This is a genomic window from Flavobacterium sp., from assembly GCF_004211145.1.
Taxonomy (GTDB): Bacteria; Bacteroidota; Bacteroidia; order Flavobacteriales; family Flavobacteriaceae; genus Flavobacterium.
On sequence record NZ_SEBS01000003.1, the window covers coordinates 1 to 21,490 of the forward strand.

A 21,490-nucleotide genomic window follows, 5' to 3' on the forward strand; every position below is an offset into this window, starting at 1 on the left:
TCGAAATATTTTTGGTATTCGTCCAAAGTCGTCGCTCCGATGGCACGCAATTCACCTCTCGCCAACGCCGGTTTCAGGATGTTCGCCGCATCCATCGCGCCCTCGCCACCGCCGGCCCCGACCAACGTATGGATCTCGTCGATGAACAAAACGATGTCGCCTTCACTCGTCGTGACTTCCTTGACGACCGATTTCAGGCGTTCCTCGAATTCGCCTTTGTATTTTGCTCCGGCTATCAAAGCGCCCATGTCGAGCGAATAAATGATTTTGTCCTTTAAGTTTTCGGGAACGTCTCCATCGACGATCCGGTGCGCCAAACCTTCGGCAATCGCGGTTTTCCCGACGCCGGGTTCTCCGACGAGCATCGGGTTGTTTTTGGTACGACGCGTCAAGATTTGCAACACTCGCCGAATTTCCTCATCGCGCCCGATCACGGGATCGAGTTTGCCGTTGCGCGCGAGTTCATTGAGGTTCTTCGCGTATTTGTTGAGCGAATTGTACGTTTCTTCAGCCGATTGTGACGTGACGCGTTCGCCTTTTCTAAGTTCGTCGATCGCAGCTTTAAGACCTTTTTCAGTTACGCCCTGATCTTTCATGATCTGTGCGACTTTGCTCGAAGACTTGAAAATGGCGAGAATCAAATGTTCGACCGAAACGAATTCGTCGTTCATGTTCTTGGCTATGATCTCTGCTTCGTTCAATGTCTTGGCGCCTTCGCGTGAGAATTGCAGATCGCCTCCCGAGACTTTTGGGAAATTTTGGATCGTCGCGTCCAGAATTTGCTGGAACAACGGCAAGTTTACGTTGAGCTTTTTGAGCAGGAAAGGAGCGACGTTCTCGTCGACCTCGAAAATCGCCTTGAGCAGATGTTCGTTCTCGATCTGCTGCTGGCCCAGCGACTGCGCGATCTGTTGCGATTGCTGCAGCGCTTCCTGAGATTTGATGGTAAATTTATTGATGTTCATATTTTCGTTTTTGTTTAACTAAGTGTCGGAATTAAATTGGTTACTTTTGGTTCGAACGCCTTTAGTCAACTTTTGTTCCGATACGGTTTTTCTGACAAAAATTCAGTTCCGAATGAAAACGAAATGACAAATTGGCTTAAATCCTGACGATATGAGTTTTTTCAATAAAGTGTTCGGAGATTCCGATCATAAAGATACGCGGCAAAACGCATTGGCGTGGAACGATTTAACAAGTTTGAAACAGTTGGAAGACATCCTTGAGGAGTCGGAGAACATTGCAGTCGTAATTTTCAAGCACAGTACGCGTTGCGGGATCAGCAAGATGTCGCTCAAAGGTTTTGAGAAAGAATATAACATCCCTGAATCCGACGCGAAATTCTATTTTCTTGATCTGCTGAACCATCGCGACATCTCGAATGCGATCGCCGAGAAATTCAACGTCTATCATGAATCGCCCCAATTGATATTGATCAGGAACGGAAAGGCCGTTTTCCATAGTTCGCATGGGGATATTTCGGCTGGGGATTTGGTGGAAAAGGTGAAGTAGGAAACGCTATGCTGGAAACGCTACGCTGGAAACGTTATGCTGGAAACGCTTCGCTTTAGAAACGCTTCGCTGGAGATTTGATACTGGATATGGAAAATCCCGCTTCGAATGAGAGCGGGATTTTTTATGTGCTTAAAAATCTACGTACGAAATTTATCGAAAATAAATCCCAGCGTAGCGTTTCCCAAATGAAGCCTTTCTAACTTCTAATTTTATTCCTCGTAATAACCGTCTTGAGTTTCCCTTTCAAATCCTCGCCCGTATCAAAAACCATCTGTTCGTTGTTCGGGAACGGCAACGCACGCTGGTTGAACATCGGCAAATAATCATTCCCGATCGCGCGTTTGTCGCCGCGGTACGTCGCGTATCGGTTCTCGAATACGAACTCGCTCGATACGGGGAATGTCTGCAGTAATTGATTGGTCTTAAAATCGATGTAATCCACTTTTGCGATGACTTGCGTCGCCTTTTGCTGCGTGAATTCGCGTACAGAGCATTTTACGGTCTTGAAAACATCGACATAGACCGGACGACCCAAACTGTCGAGCACGACGCGATTTCGGACCACTTTCTTTTTTCGGCCGACCTTGATTTCCTTTTCGCGCACGAATTGGCGTTCGGTGACCTGTTCGGGCGAAATATTGATCGTCCTGAAATTGATGATCACGCCGTAATCATAATCATATCCGGGTTGGCGGTTGCTGTGATAGATCGTCCATTGGTCGTTCAATCCGTATGTGCTGAAGTCGAGCAAATCGCTCTCGAGACGTTTCGGGATCATCATGTTCGTCTCGTTCTTCGTATAAACGCTCACGTAATCGCTTCCTTTTCGCTTAGCCGTATTGATGAGTTCGGGTACATCCTTGTAACCCGGCGTGATTTGGTTCAGGTAATTCAAATCGTCGAACGCTCGTCTGAAATTCATCTTGTCGTTCGTGGCGAGCAATGCCTTCGTATTGTCGTACAGATATTTCGAAAGCGCGTCCTTGCTGCTTTTTATCTGGTCGCTGTAATTTCCGAATTCGAATTTCGCTTCGCGGTTTTCCTTCAAAAGCTTTAAAGGCAACAGCGGACGGATCTTCTCCTGGCGGTTGTTGAGCTGTAAATATGTGTTGAAAATGCGCTCGAGATTTCTCGGACTCGCGTCTTTCATGAGCATGTCGATATCGCGCAAGTCACGTTCGCGCGCCTTCGCATAGGCTTCCTCCAAAATGTACACGAAATCCTGGTTGCCCTTTTTGTCCTTGTTGTTCCGGAGTCCGTAAACCGCATTGTCGATCGCGCTGTCGTAATCGCCGCTGCTCAGCATTTCCTTGGTTTGCTTGACCGCACAGGACGCGAGACAAAGCACGAAAAGCAGTATAGTAATTTTTTTCATTTTGTTTGTTTTGGTGATGTAAAAGTAAAGATTCCGTCTATCCGATTGACGATTCAGGCTCGAATTTGGTTGCACCGATCTATTTTTTTGCGCCTTTTCCGGCTGTCCGTTGCAAGCTCTTGCACAAAACCTTTGTTTGCAAGCGGCCCGCGGGGCTTCCGTCGGTCGCCCGCTTGCCGCGACAAACAATAGGTTTTCGCGCCGCGAGGCTTTTCACTGCCATCCGGGGCGAAATTTCAATACTGCTTCACGAGTTTTCTTGAAACGGAACCTGAGTCGGTCGAAATCCTGATGAAATATATTCGCGTGGAATGGAGGCGCATATCGTTACTCCAAATTCAGCCTCAACCGAACAAACGCGTTGTCCCGGCGTATTGAAGTCGAACGTTAAGTTCCGGGATGGAAGTAATTGCTACAAAAACGTGAATGTAAAAAGTAGAAATTTTCATAAGCCTGGCGTTTCAGCGAAATACGATTTGTCGTGAAATGGGAGCAAGGAGGTCGCTTGGTTGTGGTTTTTGTACGTAATGTTTTTAAAATTGTTTGTACAACCCTTTAAGAGTTTCAAACTCTTAAAGGGTTAAATATATCCCAGATTTTTCAAAGCTCATTACACATTTCCCTCAATATTTGTTAACTAAAAAACAACCATGTCTCAGCCTTTACCAATGAAAACTCTCACAACACCACAAAAAAAAACGTCCCGACATAATCGGGACGTTTTGCAACATAAGCGGTTTCTGCTGAACTGCTATTATTGTCCTTTTTGGTTTTTCATTTCTTTCTCGATCATGTCGTAGAACTGGTCGATCTTAGGCAAGATCACGATCCTGGTTCTGCGGTTTGTAGCGCGATTCTCGGCCGTATTGTTGTCGACCAACGGAATGTACTCGCCACGTCCTGCTGCGATCAATTGTTTAGCCGGAACACCCAAATCTTTCGTCAACACGCGAATGATTGAAGTCGAACGTTTAACCGACAAATCCCAATTGTCAAGCAAAGTTCCGTTGCTGATGTACGGCACGTTGTCAGTGTGACCCTCGACCATACATTCAAAATCAGGCTTGCTGTTGATGACTTTCGCAACTTTCGCCAAGACTTCTTTCGCGCGGTCGCTCACATTGTAACTTCCGGATTTGAAAAGTAATTTGTCTGAAATCGAAATGAAGACGACACCTTTCTCAACATTCACCTGAATGTCAGGATCATTCAACCCGACTTCGCGTTTCAAGCTCGTGACCAAAGCCAACGTTACACTGTCTTTACGCGTTAGCGCATCTTGCAAACGAGTAATTTTCAAGTCTTTTTCCTTGAGGCTTTCCAATGATTTTTCAAGATTTGCGGCACCTTTTGACGAAAGCGTCGTGATGTTGCCCACGTTGTTGATCAAATCGGAGTTGTTCTTTTTAAGGAACTCGATTTGCGTATTCAACGCTTCTTTTTCTGAAAGGCATGTGTTGAGTTTTACGGTCGCCGTGTTCAGCAAATCCTGAATTTCTTTATTTTTCGCTTCGCATTCCGCAAGCTTTTTCTTCGTTCCACATGACGTCATCAATACGCCAACGACAGACAATGCGATGAGGGCTTTTTTCATAAATTTTCTATTTTGTCATTTACACAAATTTAGCCCTTTCGATTTTTTAACACGGTTTGCCGAGGCATAAACTATTGTTAAAATAAAGAATCGAAAGTCTTTTTGCCATCGACGAAATACGCCTTCACGATGCTTTTTAACTTAAAATAATTCGTTTTTTGCAAGGATCTACGCTTTAAATAATTTATCCTGAATAATTTATAAAACATCAGATGCGCCTTCGCTACAGCCCAAAAGTGTTGGAACTTCCTTTGAAACAAAAACCGAAACGCGGCGACTCCATCGAGTAACATTCTTACAAATAACACTTGGAATAATTGGTTCGATGGTACGTTCTTAAGTAACATGAGCAGCGAATTCCTGAAATTCAGATGCGCCTTCCTCGGGCTGTCTTCGTTCAATGTCGCGCCACCGACATGGAATACAGTCGAACCCGAAACGTATTTTATTACATGGCCTTCATTGAATGCGCGCCAGCACAAATCGATTTCCTCCTGATGCACGAAAAAGTCGGCGTCAAAACCACCAAGCGAATCGAACACGTTTTTTCGGATAAAGAAACAGGCGCCCGAAGCCCATAAAATCTCACGATCATCGTCGTATTGCCCGTTGTCTTTTTCAAGCGTGTCGAACAATCGTCCGCGGCAGAACGGATAGCCGTACTTGTCCAGAAAACCTCCAGCGGCGCCCGCGTATTCAAAATATTCCCGGTTTTTGAAATCCCGGATTTTCGGCTGGATGATCGCCGTTTTCGGTTCGTTTTCAAATGTCGAAAGAATAGGAGCGAGCCAATTTTCCGTGACTTCGATATCCGAATTCACGAGCACATAAATGTCAGCTTCAATGTTTTTCAACGCTTCGTTATAACCGCCCGCAAATCCAAGATTGGTAGCGTTTCGCACGATTTTTACCGACGGGAATGCGGTTCTCGTAAACGCCACCGAATCGTCGGACGACGCATTGTCGGCAAGCCAAATCTCAGCGCCCTGCGAATGTTCGATCACCGACGGCAGGAATTGCTCGAGCAGGCGTTTCCCGTTCCAGTTCAAAATGACTATTGCGGTTTTCATGGGCGATATTCGATTAGGGAAACCATATCGGTGTCATTTCCGACAAGGTAATTCTCAAGTTTTTTATACACGCGCTTTTCAGGATAAATCATGATTTTTTTGTTCGTTCCGGCCCATTCTGAAAGCAGGATATAATCTTGTCCGTCTTTTTGGCGCAAGAACGGCTTGGCTTCGGTCGGTAACTTTTCGATGATTTTTTTGTCATTGAAGTAAATTGCCGCGTAAACCGGTTTTCCCGACATGATGCTGAACGACAGGAAATGATCGTACCATCCGAACAAGTTCAACGTCGGAAGCAACCAGGCCGTGGCTAAGATCGCTCCTTTCTTGAAATCGAATCCGTAAAAAATCGAAACATCGGAGCGATAAATCACGAGCAGTAAAATCGAAATCATCAAGAAATTCAACGGAATCACGTTATAACCGCCCGTTTCCTTTACCAGAGTGGCGATGATGATCAAATGCATCACGACGAGCACGATGCTTGCAAACCGTCGCGTTTTGAGCCGAAGCAACATCAAACCTGCTGCGGCTTCTATAAACGGAACCGCGTACGTGAAGGCGATCCGAAATTCGCGCGGCACGAACGGAATGCGTTTGTCCAGTCCGCCGAGCCATTTTTCGAGGAAATACGCGTTGAATTTGTGCGTTCCGCTCCAAAAGTAAATGCCCGCGAAAAGCAATATCATAAGCGTCTGCGGATGTTTCCTGCTCACCTGGCAAAGCAATATCAGCAGGAAAATATAATACGTCGGCTGCAACCGGTTGATATCGGTTTGGATGAGCACGCCGAACAGACACGCGATGGCCACGAACAACAACATATCCGGTTTGAAACTGAACGGCAAAAGCGAGAATGCGAGCAAGACCAACGCGATTTTTGAAATCGACGCAGGCAGGACGGGCAACGCGTCAATCGCGGGAATCAAAGGGAAACTTTCGTCGGGCAACCAAAGCCTGTACGAGATGAACAGCGTAACCAAGATACAGACCGCCGTAAAATAACGCGCGATGATCAAGTAGTTCTCTGTCGTCTTTTGGTTCATCTCGAAGGGATTTCAGGAAGGAAAACATAGCGTTCGTTTTCATAATCCATGCTGCAAAAATAGTGATTGCGGCCGTTGGTGACCATCAGGTATTGCGAGCGCATCGATAAATTATAACGAGCGATCTGATCGAACGTGGTCTGGTCGATCTTAATTTCGGGCGCTTTGCATTCCACGAGCAGGAAGATCGATCCATCCGAATTGAAAACCACGGCGTCGTACCGCTTCGTCAATCCGTTTATTTTCAACAGCTTCTCGACGTTTACGAGTGATTTCGGGTATTTCCTATCGTGCAGTAGAAATTGGACGACGTGTTGCCGAACCCATTCTTCGGGCGTACAAACCACGAATTTGCGCCTCGTCTCGCAGAATATCGAAACTTTTCCATCGGTGTTTTTAAACCGAAAATCATAAGCGTTAAAATTCAAGGATTGCATGGCGCAAAGAAACGAAATTTCAGGGCAAACTTGTCGTTGGTATGTTCAAATCCGCAACTGGTGTATTTTATATTATATTCAAGATTTTTATACTGCAAATTTGACCAAAAGCGCAAAAACCCAACTTTAAATATACCTAATAATAGGGATTTTTTAGTAGATGCCTAACTGTTACATTTGTCGCACACGGCTGTAATTGTGTGGTATCTTTTACAGTCGTTTTGACTCTCCGGCCTCGTCGGAGAGTTTTTTATTTGTGTCCGTTCCGCCGCAGGATTGCCCGAAACCACAGTTGGTTTATTTAATTCGTACATTTAAAACGACAATGTGTAGGTTTACTGCTCGTCTTACTCGAATGGATACCTTTTATCTTCAACGTCTTTTTGTGTTCTCGCTGCTGATTTGGCTCGTGCCCGCGCGTGCGCAGAAAGTCTGGCACGACGAGTTGATCCGTTCTTACCAAGGATTGCCGAGCGATATCGTGCTCAAGACCCAAACTGATGTGAACGGTTTCCTGTTCGTCGCCACGGCAAAAGGGCTTTCGCGTTACGACGGTTATCGCTTCATTGAGAGCAAATCGGTCAAATCGGGGATTACCGATGTTTTTCAATGCAAAGGCGACTTCTATTTCCACAATCCCGCTTTCGGCTTGGCATCTGTCGGAAACATTCACGCAGAACCGTCGGTCATACAGAAAAACCGCTATGAGGACGAAAATCCGAACAACGACCATTTCGAGAACATTTTCCTCGACTCGCGCGACAGGATCTGGTGCAGCGATTTTTCAGGCGTAAAATATTTTTCGTCCGACAAGAAAAAATTGACCGCTTTCCCGATCGGAAACCAAAAAGCCGAAAACCTCAAGGTGCAGCTCATAGAAACGACGCGCGGTTCAATCTGGGCGTTCACCTCATCGGGCGTTTTCGTATGGGACGAGAAATCGAATGCGTTGAGGAAACATGCGAATCCCGCAATCGCGAGCCTTTCGTGCGCGGCTTCGATTCGATTGTCCAAGAACCGAATCCTCGTTGCGACCAACGACAACCGCATTTTCAAGCTGGATCCGACAACCGGAAACCTTGAATTTCAATGCACGACCGACGAACGTGCTATCGGGTTCGCACGACTTCCGGGACGCGCGCCGATCGCGTATTCGCGCAACAAGATCTACGAATTGGGCACGACGGCTGTTTCATTCTACGTTCCCCAAAAAAGCCAGATCAACCACGTTTTAGCCGACGCGAACGCCGAAATTCTATGGGTTTCCACGAACAAAGGCCTCGTCAGGCTTTCTCCCGTCGACGCGGTTTTGAATTACAGATTACCGACACAAATTTCAAACAAGGTCGTGATTTCAATGGCGCAGGATGCCCAAAACACGACGTGGTTGCTCGACAATAAATATGGGATATGGTCGCAATCGACGTTCGGGATTTGGAAAAGCCATGATATTTCCGGCGTCCGTCCCAAAACAATCGGCGCTTGTGGAAATGTCGTTTTAGTCGCGACCGACAAAGGCGTGTATCGGATCATGTCGGACAGAATAGAGAAACTAAACCTCGAATCCTCTCCCGATGCCGCGATTAAAAAAGCATTGCTGACCAAAAAAAACGAGCTGTGGCTGCTGTGCGAAAATGCGCCTGTCCAAAGATATTCGTGGCCGGAACTCCAAAAGCTTACACCGCTTTCAAACAAGCCCGATTTCTGGACAAAAAATACATGGAACGATCTGTTCGAAGCGTCCGACGGCAAAATCTGGATGTGCGGCTGGGCGCCGAGCACATACGGAATCGACATTTTCGACCCGAAGAAGAACGCATTCGTCGAAATTTCCGATCTGCCGCTGAATAGGAACCGTGACAAATTTTTCGGCGATTACGTGAATCGCATTGCCGAAGACGACGATCACAACCTGCTTTTTTCAGGTTACGGCGGTTTTGCGATCGTCGCACCAAACGGAAATCTTCTCAAGAAAGTCGATGTCAATACGTATCCGATTTCAGACGGGCATTTTGAGGGAATCGCAAGCGACGAGCGCGGAAACATCGTGTTCGCGACGGGCGACGGCTTGCATGTCTACAACAAGAAACGCGATCAGGTGTTGCGGCTTTCTCAGGCCGACGGGCTCCCATCGGACGATCTGATCTACGGTTTTTTGAAACGGAATGACGGTAAAATCGCGGTCGGAACTGAAAGCGGCTACGCGGCGGTAAATCTCCAAAAACTACTAGAGCCACAAAACAAACGCGGGCTGCGGCTTAGCAGCGTGGTCGTCGATGGTAAAATGCGCGATCAGGAATCGGGCGTGATCGAATTAAATAAGGACGAAAGCGATGCGACGATCGCGTTCTCGGATTTGTCGTTTTCCGATCGGAACAAGGTTTTCTATCGGTACAGATTCGACGACGAAAACCGCTGGAACGAATTGGGCAACACGCCCGAAGTTTCGCTGAACCACATCTCGCCCGGAACGTACGAGCTGCTCATCCAGAAAGGAAATGGGCTCGGCGATTGGCAAAGTGAAACACTTGAGCTCACGATGATCGCACATCCGCCTTTTTACCGATCGCCTTTGTTTTATGTGCTTTGCGTCGCGCTCATGTTGCTTTGCATCACGGCGGTTTATTCGTATTTTCTGAACCGGCAACGCAAGGAAGCGCGTTACCTGCAAAAGATCCGAGAGGCCGAAATGACGACGTTGCGCGCCCAAATGAACCCGCATTTCATGTTCAACACGCTGAATTCCATCAACAGTTACATCATACAGAACCAGACCGAGGCCGCGAGCGATTACCTGACGACATTCTCCAAGTTGATGCGCAACATTCTCGAATACTCGAAGGAAGAACTGATTCCGCTCGAGAACGAACTGCAGGCGCTCAAATTCTATATGGAACTCGAGTCGATGCGTCTGGAACAGTCGTTCGATTATACGATTAAGATCGACAAGGAAATCAAGGGAAATCCGCTCGTAAAAATTCCGCCGCTCGTTATCCAACCGTTCGTCGAGAATGCGATCTGGCACGGATTGCTGCACAAGTCGGAACCCGGAAATTTGTTGATTTCGGCCGAACTGATTTCCGATGACAAATTCACGGTGCGCATCGAAGACGACGGCATCGGGCGTGAAAAAGCAGGATTGCTCAAGAAGAACCAAACGTCGCATAAGTCCTACGGCGTCGAAATCACGACCGAAAGACTCGCGATGCTGCATCCTGAAAACGCGATCGAAATCATAGATCTCAAAGATGAAAAAGGCCAACCCAAAGGAACGGCCGTGATATTGACCATAAAAATGTAAGCCATGATAAAAGTAATTTTGATTGACGATGAAAAGCACGCGATCGTGACGCTGCAACACATGATCGAAAAATTCGACGATGTTGAGATTCTCGCCACGACCCAAAAAAGTACCGAAGCCAAGGAACTCATCGAGAAGCACAAACCCGACTTGGTTTTCCTCGACATCGAAATGCCGTTCATGAACGGTTTCGAAGTCCTGGAACAATTCGCCGACATCAATTTCAAGGTTATCTTCACGACCGCCTATAACCAATATGCGATAAAGGCGTTGCGCGTGAATGCGCTCGATTACCTCATGAAACCCGTCGACAAGGACGAATTGCGCGAAGCGCTCGACAAGTTCGTGAACAACGAATTGTTTACGACGCACGAGCAGTTGCAGCAGGTCAGCCAGTTCTCGTCGGGGAAAATCCAGGACACGCTCGCGCTTTCGACCCAGGAAGGTTTGCATTTCGTGAAGGTCGACGACATCATGTATCTCGAGGCGAGCGGCTGTTACACGTATATCATCATGAACGACGGCGTAAAACATTTGGTGAGCAAGAACCTCGCGATCTTCGAGGACGTGCTCAAAGGGAATTCGCTGTTTTTCCGACCACACAAGTCGCACGTGGTGAAAAAACGTGCGGTGAGCGCCACCTCAGGGAGTGAAAATTATCCCTATGCTTACGTTAATGGTGAAAAAGGGCTTCCGGCTTCGGCAACTGTCGATGGCGCGACAGTTATCTACACCTATACGGATTGATGATCAAAAATCTGTTTGCAATAAGGTTCGGTTTACGCCGGGCCTTTTTTTATGGTCGGAACCCGGCGAATCTCTATGGGCGACGCATTTCCTTTATTGGTCTCCGCATTTGCTTTATCGGCGTTTCAAAAAACCGCACGTGTCAACTATTATTGCCGTGTATTAACTAACACAGCAAATCATGAAGAAATTCTTTTTACTCGCGATCACAATGGTTTTGTGGTCGTGTTCGGGCGACGACAGTTCGTCTGGCATCAAAACGCTTCCGACTTCAATTGCGATTACGACCAATATCGACGACGAGACCGAAACGCGTTCGTTTTCATACGACGAAACGGGCAGGCTTACCTCGGCGACGGTTTATGGCGTTACGTACGCGATCGGGTACGACAACAAAAGTCGGTTCAATGTGATCACATCGGCACAAGGATCGGCGACCTTCACGTACGGGTCAAACAATAAATTGTCAAGCGCGACGGGCGTTGACGGCGATGTGATTCCAATCGTTTGGACGTCGAACAACACGTTAGCGATAGATGGCACGACGTATACGTATGCGTCGAACAACGACTTTAGCGCCGTGGGTCAATCCCAGATCGCAAGGGGAAGCGGCAAAGGCGTTTTCGCCGATGTGCGAAGCTTCGATCCGTTAATCGTGGCGTTCATGGACACTTGGGCTCCGATCTATGCTTCCAAAAAAGTAGCGACTTCTTACACGAATCTTGGCGAACAGGCCGTCGTGGCGACAGCGACCGTCAATGAAGACGGATTTCCATCGACGTATGTCTTTGTCGATGTGGCGACGATGGCGATCACGTATATGCAGCAATAATCAACATACAACTCCTAAATCTAAAACCATGAAAAAGATCATCTTCATTTTCGCGACAGCATTTTCGCTGTTCTCTTGTTCCGACGACGATTCGTCAGGGTCGGCATTGAAACCGTCGACCGTTAATTTTTCAGTCGACGGTGTTACTGAACTGCGAGCCTTCACCTACGATACAAAAAACCGGATATCGACCTTTACAGCCGGCGGAGAAACCACGACGTTTACCTACACGAATAAAAACCAGGTGGAACGATTGACGGGCTCGGACAGCTTTCTCGAATTCTCTTATGATTCGAGCGGGAAATTGACGGGATTGGTCGATCAGGACGGAGTCGCCGTGAATATTACGCAAACAGGCGATTACAGCTATGTCGTCGAAGGCATCACATATTCGTTCAATCCCAACGGCGATTGGAATCTATACGAGTCCGTCACGTATACGTATTCTTCGTCAAAAGGCCCGTTTGCGAACGTCAGGCACCTGAATTTGCTCGCATTGTCATTCGTCGATAATTACACATATCTGTACGCTTCAAAAAAGGCGTTTTCGACCGCATTTAACCAAGGCCTTGAATTTTCATTCGCGATTACGACGGGCGATAACGGGCTTCCGCAAACATCGACCGTCGACACTTTCTCAGCAACTTACACCTATTCGAACTAATGAAGACACTAAAAATGATTATTGGCGCGATGCTCGTTTTGGCCATCATGTGGTCGTGCGGAGACGACGATTCCAGCTCGGGTTCCAAAAAACTCCTGAGTATGAACATGCAATCAGACGACGTCAACTATGACAACATCTACAATTTCCAATACGACGACAAAGGCCGGTTGTCACAACTCAATCGAGTCGGCGCGACTTCGTATGCGATGACGTTCAATTACGCGAGTGGCAACAAGCCGTCCACGGTAGACATCACGGGCGATCTCGAAGGCACGGTTTCGTTTACGTACGACAATAAAAAACGCATCACAAGCTATTCTTTTGACGGACAGACCGCGGCCATTACATATACCGACGCCGGTTTCACGATCTCAGGCCAAAGCTGCACGCTCACCTCAAACGGGGATTTGGCGACGTTCGGCACACTTGCATTTTCGCGAGACGATTCCAAAAAAGGCCCGATGGCCGACGTGAAAGGGTATGACGCTCTTGTACTGGCGATTCTCGACGGAGGTTCTCCGTTTTTCTATTCCAAAAAAGCGTTGACGGCGCTCACGAGTTCCTCTGATCCGAATACGTCGCTTACGGTTGCCAATATCTATTCGGGAAATTATCCGTCTCTGGCCACCATTTCGGGCGGGAATGACATCACGATCACGTACCAATATTCGAACTGAAATTTTGGGTTAGTTTTTTTGTTAGGCTCCGAGGGCAGAAACGTCTTCGGAGCTTTTGCATTTCAGTAAGCCAATCCCGCAGTTGGTTTATCGGCGTTACGACAATGATTTTTCGCGATGTAGATTTGTTCAAAACCACGACGATGAAAACTGTATCCCTACTATTAATGGCGTTGGCGGCGTTCTCATGCGGAAGCGACGACAAGGAAACGACCGCGTTCCAAGGCCGATTGCTCAAACACGTGACCGTCGATGCGAATTACGACGATCTCGACGAGCAACTCGACTTCACATATGATTCCAGGAATCGCATCGACAAAATCGTGCTGGCCGGCAATGTCGACGACACGTTCACGTATTCCTACAACAACCGTGATCAGGTCACGGCGATCAGCAAACTCAACGGCGACGATCTGACGTTCGAGTACGACAACGACGGCCGATTGTCGAAATATACGGAAGGCAATCTCGATCACGAAGTCACGTACAACGCGGCGACGGCGAGTTATGAGATTCTTGGAAACCAATTCGTTCTTAAGGAAAACGGCGATATTTTATCAGAAAGCGGGAAAGTCTATGGTTACGATACGTTCAATTCGCACGCGCTTAAAGGCCCATTGCGCGACGTCGCGGGAAATTCGTATCAGCTGACGACATATATCGCGTATTACGACGGCATCATCATCATGGCCAAAGATGCGTTCAACGGCCGAAACTTGCCCGGAAATCCCAACGACGCCACGAACTTTTCGTTCACGAACTCGTATGATTACGAGGATTACCGCGTCGGTTCACAATACAGCACGTACGGCGTGAATTATGTGTATTCGTATGAATATTTCGACAATCAATAGACAATTAGACAATTAGACGATTAGACGATTAGACGATTAGACAATTAGATAATTGTCGGGATAAAGAACTTGCTTTTTACAATTTTGAGTTCGGTGGTTCGTGAACGAGTTGTTTTTCGCGATAGTTCGGATTACCGAAAAGCCAATTTTCTAATTTTCAAATTAAGAAAAGCCTGCAGGTTGTTAATGCAAATTGAGTGAATGCAGGCCAAAACCCCGGATGCGTGGTGGCAATCCGGGGTTTTTATTATGTTTCAATATTAGATAATTAGTCAATTATATTAGATAATTGTCGGGGTAAAAGGACGAGCTTTTTTCAATTGTGGTTTACGTTGCGTGAACGCGTTGTTTTCTGCGAAAGTCCAGGTTACCGAAAAGCCAATTTTCTAATTTTCTAATCATCAAAATTCGTTGATAACTGTCGCCCGATAAATTGGCGCATTGCCATCCGAATTCCTATTTTTGACGTCAATCAAAACCACTATGGACGAAGCCGTCAAAATCGTAAACGACATCAAATCGGGCAAGATCGCGCCGTTGTATTTCCTGATGGGCGAGGAGCCGTACTACATTGACAGGATTTCCGATTATATCGAAGCTAACGTGCTGTCAGAAGAGGAAAAAGGATTCAACCAAACGGTTTTGTACGGGCGAGATGTTTCGATGGAAGACATCATCTCGTCGGCGAAACGATATCCGATGATGGCCGAACGCCAGGTCGTGATCATAAAAGAAGCCCAGGAACTCTACAAGACCATCGAAAAACTCGAGAGTTACGCCGACAATCCGACGCCGACAACGGTTCTTGTGTTCTGCTACAAATACAAAACCTTAGACAAACGCAAGAAAGTCACGAAAAATGCCGACAAGAACGGCGTGCTTTTCGAAAGCTCGAAATTGAAGGATTACCAAATTTCATCGTGGATCGAACGCGTCCTCAAGGGGAAAAGTTTCGGAATCGAACCAAAGGCTGCGGCGATGCTGGCCGAATTCCTCGGTACCGATCTGAGCAAAATCAGCAACGAGCTCGACAAACTCGCGATCGTGTTGCCCAAAGGAACTACGATCAACACCAAACACATCGAGGACAACATTGGATTCAGCAAAGACTTCAACGTGTTCGAACTCAGGAAAGCGATAGGTGAAAACAACCGTTTCAAAGCGTTCCAGATCGCCAAGTATTTCGCCGACAACCCAAAGGACAACCCTATGGTCGTGACGACAAGTCTGGTCTTCGCGTTCTTCTCTCAGTTGTTGCAATATCACGGCCTCAAAGACAAAAAAAGCGCACCCTCAGTGCTCAAAGTCAATCCGTACTTCATAAAGGATTACGAGACCGCCGCTAAGAATTATCCGATGAAAAAAGTGAGCGCAATCGTTAATTCACTGCGTTCAATCGACGTGAAAAGCAAAGGCGTCGGCGCGAATATCGGGCAGGATGATTTGTTGAAGGAGATGTTGGTTGGGATTTTTAATTAGAAAATTAGAAAATTAGCGGATTAGCGAATTGATTTTTGGTTGAGATGACGTCACGGATTTGATGGACAAGTGAATGTTTTCAGGTGTTAAGTCATCTTAGTTTTTTTAGTCGAACCAAAATTTCATCGCCTTAAAGAACAAATGTTCGCGTTATACGTAATAATCGAGTCGACAATCTAGTATGTTGATCGAGTTGGTTTCGACCAAACACTAAATCTTTTATGCCAATCGCGTCGTTTCTAGCCCGAACCGAAGAATATTCCTCTCCGGAAGACAAGCATTCAAATCAACAAATCAACAAATCAACGCATCAACAAAACCAAATCAACCACGGAAGGCAAGTATCCAAATCAACAAATCAACAAATCAACGCATCAACAAAACCAATTCAACCACGGAAGACACGCATTCAAATCAACAAATCAACAAATCAACAAAACCAATTCAACCACGGAAGGCAAGTTTCAAATAAAAAATCACTTCCTCAAACTAACAACCCCGCCCGCAACAACCAACAGCGCTCCAATTCCAGTCGCGAACATTCCGGTCGTGTCTTCTTTCCCGAAGAAATCCTTGATTTCAGATTCGGTCGATTCCATGTGGTTCAATCCGTAGATGATGAGTCCGATCCCGATGACGAGTAGTACGATGCCAAAAATTTTCTTGTCCATGATTTTATTTTTTTGGCAAGTTGCGACAATTCACAACCGTTTATGTTATAAACATTTTGGGAATACTTATAATATTGTGCGATGCAACGCTTCGTAAATTTCGATCGTGAAAGTCTATGCGAATAAGAAAGGTGATTCAGGCGTGCTGGCTTATGAAGTCGGGCGCGATTTCATCAGATTGCGTTTCCGTGATTCCGACAAAATTTACACGTATTCTAACGAATCGGCCGGAATGCAAAATGTGACATCAATGAAGCGACTCGCCGAATCGGGCAAAGGCCTGAGCACTTTCGTCACGCGGAACGTGCGCGACAAATTCGAAAAGTGAGCAGAAACCAAGACTATTTTTTATAAATTAGAACACCATATAAAACAAAATTACTTGCCACAACAACCAACAGATTATCGCACTATTTTCAGCGCCATGCCGGGAGCGAGCGGACTATTATTGCCCAACGATCCAAAATTCACGATCATTGCCGCGACAAAGGAATTCGCCGAATTTGCCGGTGCCGACATGGGCAAATTAATCGGAAGCAGCTTGTTCGAATATTTCCCCGACAATCCTGAAGCACCGATAAGTTCAGGCGATATCCGGAAATCGTTGGCCAAATGCATGGAAACCAAACAGGTAAACGAGCTCGAAATACAGCGATATGACCTGACTGACGCGAACGGCATTTTTCACGAGATGTATTGGACGGTAATCCATACGCCGATATTGGACGAAAGTGGAGACATATCATTTATCATCCACACGGCCGTGAATAAAACCGAGTCCGTGTTATCTGAAAAGAAAGATCTTAAAATCGAATCGCTTGAGTTCGCCGGAAATATTTTCAGGCAGTCGTCGATCGCCATCCACATTTTTTCAGGGCCCGATATGATCATCACGCTCGCCAACGACGCTACGCTCAATTTTTGGGGTAAAGACTCGTCGATCGTCGGTAAACCGCTATTGGAAGTTATGCCCGAGATTAAAGAGCAAGGCTTTCCTGAAATCATACGCGACGTCTATACGACAGGGAAACCGTTCGAAGCTAAGGAAAAGCGCGCCATTTTGAACCATCACGGTGAAGCCCGCGAGTATTTCCTCGATATCATCCTCCAGCCATTTTACGAATTCGACAACAGGCGTCCCGCGGGAGTAATGGCAATGGTGAACGACGTTACGCAAAGCCACCATTCGATGCGCACGCTCGCCGAGAAGGAAAAAGCGCTCGAATTGGCGGTAGAGATCGGTGACCTGGGCGTTTTCAACATCGACCTGACACAAAATGTCGTAAATTATTCACACCAAATCATGGAGTGGTTTGGAGTTGAAAGACTCAATCTTCCCTTGACGGAACTTTTCAAGAAAGTGCATCCGGACGACATCGCCCTTGTAAGCGACACGTTTAGAAATACGGCAAAAGGCAAAATAAACCACGATATAACATTTCGTGTGCCGCACGCCAAGACCGGAAAGAATCAATATTTGCGATCTATCGGACAACTTCAGACCGAGGAAGGAAATTACATTTATTTATCAGGTATAATCCAGGACATCACGAACGTCGTCCGCACAAGGGTCGAAGTTGAGGAAAGCGAGCAACGTTTACGCAGCTTTATCCAAAGTGCTCCTTTCCCGATCGGAATATACATCGGCCGTGAAATGCGTGTCGAGATGGCGAATCAGGCAATTATAGACGTTTGGGGAAAAGGTCCGGACATCGTCGGGAAAACGTATTTCGAAAACCTTCCGGAACTTGCAGGAACCGGAATCTATGAAAGCCTTGAACGCGTCTTCGATACGGGTGAAGCGTATCATGCCAATAATCAACGAATTGAACTTGTGGTCGATGGCATAAAAACACCATTTTATTTCAACTACAGTTTCACGCCATTGATCGACGGCGACGGCAAGATTTACGGCGTCATGAACACGGCAGCCGACGTTACCGATCTCAACATCGCCAAGAAAAAAGTCGAGGAAAGCGAGGACCGTTATCGGACGCTGATTGAGGAATCGACGGTCGCCGCGGCCTTATACCTCGGAAACGACCTTGTGATACAATACGCGAACGACCTCATGATTTCATATTGGGGAAAAGACAAATCGGTGATCGGTAAGACCTTCCGCGACGCGATTCCCGAACTGCAAGGACAGCCTTTCGAACAATTTTTGCAACACGTTTTCGAATCGGGCAAGACCTACAGCGGCCTTCAGGAAAAGGCGGTGCTCGACGTGGGCGACGGGCTCAAGGATTACTATTTCAATTATACGTATAAAGCGTTGCGCGATGCCGATGGCGCGGTTTACGGAATCCATCACATGGCCGTGGATGTCACGGCTGAGGTTCATGCGAAGCAAGCGATCGAAGAAACTGCGCGTAATTTCAGAAACATGATCCTGCAGGCGCCTGTCGCCATTTGCATTCTTCGGGGCGAGGGACTCGTTTTCGAGAACGTGAACCGAATGATGGAAGAAGTCATCGGCAAAAAAGCAGCTGAGGTAGAAGGCAAAAGCATATTCGAGGCGATGCCCGAACTCGAAAACGAAGGATTGCAGCCCGTTTTACAACGCGTCATGCGCGAAGGATTGTCGTATATAAGCGACGAACAGGAATTCCATTTGCTGCGCGACGGCAAGATCGAAGACGCTTACATTCGATATATTTACGAACCGATGATCGATTTATCAGGCCAGGTCGAAGGCGTGATGGTCGTCGCGACCGATGTGACGCAACAAGCGCTCGCCCGACGCAAGATCGAGGAAATCGTTTCGATGCGCACGCGCGAACTCGCCGAGGCCAACCAGCATTTGCAGCGCTCGAACGCCGAACTTGAACAATTCGCCTACATAGCGTCCCACGATTTGCAGGAACCGTTGCGCAAGATCAGCCTGTTCACGCAAATGCTTGAAAGCAGTCTGGGCGACGTCAGCGATCGCGCGAGAAACCAGATGGAACGCATCAACAATTCGGTCGGGCGCATGACGAATCTGATCCGCGACATTTTGGGATATTCGCAATTGTCGCGCAAGAACGACGTATTCGTAGAGGTCGACCTTGAAAAAGCGTTCGAGGAAGCCGTGGCCGATTTCGACCTGATCCTACAGGAAAAAGGCGGAACCATCGAACACATCGGGCTTCCCGTGATCGAGGCGATTCCGCTGCAGATGATCCAATTGTTCAACAATCTCGTGTCGAACGCGCTCAAATACAGCAAACCCGATGTCTCGCCGCGAATAATCATAAAAGGTGCGACGCTTACCGACGAGGAACTTTCCATACATAAATTGCCGACGAATGGAAGCGGCTACGTGAAACTCAGGTTTTGCGACAACGGTATCGGCTTCGCCCAGGAATACGCCGACAAGATTTTCCAGATTTTCCAACGCCTTCACGGTAAGATGCAATACGAAGGAACCGGAATCGGACTGGCGATGTGCCGAAAGATAGCCGAGAATCACAAAGGATTGATCTACGCCGTCGGACATGAAGGGAAAGGAGCGGAGTTCGTCGTGATCCTGCCTGTGAAACAACTTTAGATTTCTTGTTTTTATGGTTTGTAAAACAGCTGTTTATGAATGCTTCCGAATTTAAAAACATAGACGAATACATCGAAGGTTTTCCAAGCGATGTCCGGAAAATATTGGCGCAGGTCAGGCAAGCCGTTCACGAAGCGGCGCCAAAAGCGAAAGAGAAAATAAGTTATAAAATGCCGGCGTTCGAACTGCACGGGAATCTCGTGTATTTTGCCGCATTCAAGAATCACATCGGTTTTTATGCCTTGCCCTCGGGAAATGCGGAATTTCAAAAAGAACTCGCAAAATATAAAACAGGCAAAGGTTCTATCCAGTTTCCGATCGGCGAGCCGATGCCTGTCGAACTCATCAAAAAAATAGTAAAGTACCGCGTTGTCGAAAATATGGCGAAAGCTGAAAAAAAATCGAAATAGGTCGGTGAATCCGTGCACTTTTTCCTTCAGTTTTAATTCACGATATTTGCGGTCGAAACAGCAACTATGAAGACAAATAAAAATACGATATTAGGCTGGGCGACGCTGATCATGGTCATCATGGGATTGCTGCTCGTCGGTCTTGGGATTTTCCGATATGATGATGTTGCGGGCTGGGGATTCGGCGCCGTCGGATTGGGCTTTTTCGCCAACGCGTGGGTTTTCAGTTCGCTGAAAGGACGCGTATAATTTTATTGTATTGTCGGTCCCAACGCTTTTTGAAAAATTGCGGCCACGACTTTTTCCGGAAGCAGATTTTCATTGAAGTAAGCCAACGCATTTTTTTCGAGCGTTTCCCTTAATTCTTTCGACGATTGTAACGCTCGCAGGTGGCCCGCGATATTTTCCTCGGAACCGTCGGTATACAAAATATGGACGCCGTCCAAAAGCGGCTGGGGCAGTTCGCGCGTCAACGGAGTGGAAATGACTGCTTTTCCCATCGCCAAAAATTCTCCGATTTTCCATCCATGGCATTTTCCTACCGCCGGAGTGCTGAATGTCGTAATCGAACGTTTCGTCAGATCGAGATATTCGTCGAAATCGATTCGGCCAGCCATCGTAAGGTGCTCGAATCCCGGAATGTCATTTTGTATGCGCGGGGAGAATCCGCCGACGAAATCAATTTCGTTGTTTTTCTTCGCGGCGTTGATGAAATTTGCCCTGAACAAATTTGTTTCGGGTTCAAGTTTCCACAAAGACGAGGCGAAAAATACCATCCTGTCATTTGATTTCTTGTTGTTTTGGTAATCTTCGACCCGACGACGTTTGAGTTGCGCTTTGTAATCGGCGAAAAAATATCGCACATTTTCGATGCGTTTGCGGCCTTTGATGTAATTGCGCAAACTGAGCGCCACCGTTTCTGGGAATGAAAACACGCGAATTCCAAAACTCGGGCCGATGGATAACAACTTGTCATGACGCGCGAGGCTTTCGAAATCAATGTTGATTTTTGCGTAATGGTCGCACCATTCGTATCCTTTCTGATCGATTACGGAAACGTCGCCGAAATCAATGATTATTTTAGCCGACCGCTCGCCCTGTTTCACGATAAGCGCGACATGACGGCCATTGTGTTTGAACTGTGAAAAATATTTGGATGTAAATCGTATCGAATTCTTGCCATAAAGCCTGCGCATTCCTTCCAGATAATAGGATGCGTAATTCACATTGCAACAAGGATCGATAAAGATTCTAAGCCGATTTTGATTTTCCATGCGCGGTTT

General features: G+C 46.9%; 20 protein-coding genes. 12 read left to right on the top strand and 8 right to left on the bottom strand.

The features are described 5' to 3' along the window. Nucleotides 1-965 (bottom strand): ATP-dependent Clp protease ATP-binding subunit (locus tag EOO50_RS01820; protein ID WP_290837309.1); only part of this gene is annotated, 965 nt, incomplete at its 3' end. Between the two features lie 151 nt (nt 966-1,116). Here EOO50_RS01820 and ytxJ point away from each other — a divergent pair. Continuing rightward, entirely contained in the window at nt 1,117-1,512 is a 396-nt protein-coding gene (gene ytxJ, locus EOO50_RS01825; protein ID WP_290837311.1) for a bacillithiol system redox-active protein YtxJ, read from the top strand. A 199-nt stretch (nt 1,513-1,711) separates the two neighbouring features. Here the strand turns inward: ytxJ and EOO50_RS01830 are convergent, their stop codons facing one another. The 5 genes from EOO50_RS01830 to EOO50_RS01850 form a co-directional block, all read right to left on the bottom strand. Beyond that, the gene (locus tag EOO50_RS01830; RefSeq protein WP_290837313.1) at nt 1,712-2,890 is read right to left on the bottom strand and encodes a hypothetical protein; all 1,179 of its coding nucleotides are present in this window, start codon (nt 2,888-2,890) and stop codon (nt 1,712-1,714) included. A gap of 754 nt (nt 2,891-3,644) precedes the next feature. After that, on the bottom strand, nt 3,645-4,484 hold the full coding sequence (locus EOO50_RS01835) for a flagellar motor protein MotB (protein ID WP_290837315.1): 840 nt from the start codon (nt 4,482-4,484) through the stop codon (nt 3,645-3,647). Between the two features lie 77 nt (nt 4,485-4,561). Continuing rightward, nucleotides 4,562-5,554 carry a glycosyltransferase family 2 protein gene (locus tag EOO50_RS01840; protein ID WP_290837317.1) on the bottom strand — a complete coding sequence of 331 codons (993 nt, stop codon included), beginning with the start codon at nt 5,552-5,554 and terminating at the stop codon, nt 4,562-4,564. Then, nucleotides 5,551-6,600, bottom strand: a complete 1,050-nt coding sequence (locus tag EOO50_RS01845; RefSeq protein WP_290837319.1) for a MauE/DoxX family redox-associated membrane protein — start codon at nt 6,598-6,600, stop codon at nt 5,551-5,553. The genes EOO50_RS01840 and EOO50_RS01845 overlap by 4 nt, the downstream gene beginning before the upstream one ends. After that, the gene (locus EOO50_RS01850; RefSeq protein ID WP_290837321.1) at nt 6,597-7,037 is read right to left on the bottom strand and encodes a type I restriction enzyme HsdR N-terminal domain-containing protein; all 441 of its coding nucleotides are present in this window, start codon (nt 7,035-7,037) and stop codon (nt 6,597-6,599) included. The genes EOO50_RS01845 and EOO50_RS01850 overlap by 4 nt, the downstream gene beginning before the upstream one ends. Before the next feature lie 355 nt (nt 7,038-7,392). Between EOO50_RS01850 and EOO50_RS01855 the strand changes: the two genes are divergently transcribed. From EOO50_RS01855 to holA, 7 genes are all read left to right on the top strand, one after another. Further along, nucleotides 7,393-10,338: a histidine kinase gene (locus EOO50_RS01855; protein WP_290837323.1), complete on the top strand. Its 2,946-nt coding sequence runs from the start codon at nt 7,393-7,395 to the stop codon at nt 10,336-10,338. Nucleotides 10,339-10,341: 3 nt separating this feature from the next. Further along, nucleotides 10,342-11,085: a LytTR family DNA-binding domain-containing protein gene (locus tag EOO50_RS01860; protein ID WP_290837325.1), complete on the top strand. Its 744-nt coding sequence runs from the start codon at nt 10,342-10,344 to the stop codon at nt 11,083-11,085. 181 nt (nt 11,086-11,266) lie between these two features. Next, on the top strand, nt 11,267-11,917 hold the full coding sequence (locus EOO50_RS01865) for a hypothetical protein (protein WP_290837327.1): 651 nt from the start codon (nt 11,267-11,269) through the stop codon (nt 11,915-11,917). Between the two features lie 28 nt (nt 11,918-11,945). Then, nucleotides 11,946-12,581: a hypothetical protein gene (locus EOO50_RS01870; protein WP_290837329.1), complete on the top strand. Its 636-nt coding sequence runs from the start codon at nt 11,946-11,948 to the stop codon at nt 12,579-12,581. Then, nucleotides 12,581-13,261 carry a hypothetical protein gene (locus tag EOO50_RS01875; protein WP_290837331.1) on the top strand — a complete coding sequence of 227 codons (681 nt, stop codon included), beginning with the start codon at nt 12,581-12,583 and terminating at the stop codon, nt 13,259-13,261. The genes EOO50_RS01870 and EOO50_RS01875 overlap by 1 nt, the downstream gene beginning before the upstream one ends. A 143-nt stretch (nt 13,262-13,404) precedes the next feature. Then, nucleotides 13,405-14,115, top strand: coding sequence for a hypothetical protein (locus EOO50_RS01880; protein ID WP_290837333.1), 711 nt, complete (start codon nt 13,405-13,407; stop codon nt 14,113-14,115). Between the two features lie 483 nt (nt 14,116-14,598). Beyond that, on the top strand, nt 14,599-15,594 hold the full coding sequence (gene holA, locus EOO50_RS01885; protein WP_290837335.1) for a DNA polymerase III subunit delta: 996 nt from the start codon (nt 14,599-14,601) through the stop codon (nt 15,592-15,594). A 476-nt stretch (nt 15,595-16,070) separates the two neighbouring features. Here the strand turns inward: holA and EOO50_RS01890 are convergent, their stop codons facing one another. Next, a complete protein-coding gene (locus EOO50_RS01890) occupies nt 16,071-16,265 on the bottom strand; it encodes a DUF3185 family protein (protein ID WP_290837337.1) in 195 nt (64 codons plus the stop codon). Between the two features lie 106 nt (nt 16,266-16,371). Here EOO50_RS01890 and EOO50_RS01895 point away from each other — a divergent pair, with 106 nt between their 5' ends. The 4 genes from EOO50_RS01895 (at nt 16,372) to EOO50_RS01910 (ending at nt 20,456) form a co-directional block, all read left to right on the top strand. Beyond that, nucleotides 16,372-16,593, top strand: a complete 222-nt coding sequence (locus EOO50_RS01895) for a hypothetical protein (protein ID WP_290837339.1) — start codon at nt 16,372-16,374, stop codon at nt 16,591-16,593. 54 nt (nt 16,594-16,647) lie between these two features. After that, nucleotides 16,648-19,797, top strand: coding sequence for a PAS domain-containing protein (locus tag EOO50_RS01900; RefSeq protein ID WP_290837341.1), 3,150 nt, complete (start codon nt 16,648-16,650; stop codon nt 19,795-19,797). A gap of 35 nt (nt 19,798-19,832) precedes the next feature. Beyond that, entirely contained in the window at nt 19,833-20,207 is a 375-nt protein-coding gene (locus EOO50_RS01905; RefSeq protein WP_290837342.1) for a DUF1801 domain-containing protein, read from the top strand. 66 nt (nt 20,208-20,273) lie between these two features. Continuing rightward, nucleotides 20,274-20,456, top strand: coding sequence for a CAL67264 family membrane protein (locus EOO50_RS01910; RefSeq protein ID WP_290837345.1), 183 nt, complete (start codon nt 20,274-20,276; stop codon nt 20,454-20,456). Between the two features lie 2 nt (nt 20,457-20,458). Here EOO50_RS01910 and EOO50_RS01915 read toward each other — a convergent pair whose 3' ends face one another. Continuing rightward, nucleotides 20,459-21,433, bottom strand: coding sequence for a hypothetical protein (locus EOO50_RS01915; protein ID WP_290837347.1), 975 nt, complete (start codon nt 21,431-21,433; stop codon nt 20,459-20,461). Nucleotides 21,434-21,490 lie beyond the last annotated feature (57 nt).